General features: G+C 46.3%; 1 protein-coding gene and 1 pseudogene. One reads left to right on the plus strand and one right to left on the minus strand.

The features are described 5' to 3' along the window. A pseudogene (locus tag R7E78_RS24940) lies at positions 1–242 on the minus strand (PAS domain-containing sensor histidine kinase); the annotation flags it as partial. A 268-nt stretch (positions 243–510) separates the two neighbouring features. Between R7E78_RS24940 and R7E78_RS24945 the strand changes: the two are divergent. Then, a partial coding sequence (locus R7E78_RS24945; RefSeq protein WP_318058450.1) for a response regulator occupies positions 511–946 on the plus strand: 436 nt, incomplete at its 3' end.

A 946-nucleotide genomic window follows, 5' to 3' on the forward strand; every position in this document is an offset into this window, starting at 1 on the left:
TTGCCTTTCACAAACGCAATAGTTTCGGGATTGTTGGTGACTAAATAAGGCAGGTGATAAAAGCGTTTCAGTGCTCGGCGGACTTCGCCGATGTAATCCAGTAGTTTTTGTTGCGCTTCGGTTTGCGTTTGTGCGCTGAGCAATTGGTGGGCGATTTCACGACTAGCACTGTAAGAAAATAGCACCATCGCGCTTGCAAAAATCACAAGCAACCACGTTTTCCCTTTTCCGCTGAGCGTCATACCGACTCCATCCAAGTACTCGTTTTCTTAAGATAAGTTATTGATTTTCAGTTCTGCCTCATCTTGATTGATGACCCAATCCACATGCAGGTTTGCCGATTTAGATTTTTCCTGTGCGGTTCACAGTGATTACTTATCCAGATTGAGACAGAGTGCGCCTAACTGATTGGATGTTAAAGAGTTGTAATTAAGAAGTGAGATCTAGCTCCTTTTCTCCCTCGTGGTTTTTGCTACCGTTACGAAAGACGTTTTAAACAGGCAGTAATTCATGGCTTTTGAAAGCACCCCCAACATCGCACTTATTGAAGATGATGACATTGTTCGTCAAGCAACCAGCCAATGGCTGCAACTGGCCGGATTTAACGTTGAGGCATTCAGTACCGGTGACGCTGGAAAGGCGGCGATACTAAGTCAAGACTTTGATGCCGTTGTCAGCGATGTTCGCTTGCCTGATAGCGATGGCCTCTCGATTTTAGAAAGCCTTATTGACCATCATATCCAAACGCCCGTTATCCTGATCACCGGACATGGGGATGTGGATATGGCAGTGAGTGCGTTGCAAAAGGGCGCATTTGATTTTATTGAGAAACCATTTCAGCCAGAGCGACTCTCGCAACGTGTGACGGAAGCGGTCGTCGCATTTGATTTTATTGAGAAACCATTTCAGCCAGAGCGACTCTCGCAACGTGTGACGGAAGCGGTCG

Source organism: Vibrio sp. YT-19(2023), from assembly GCF_033337395.1.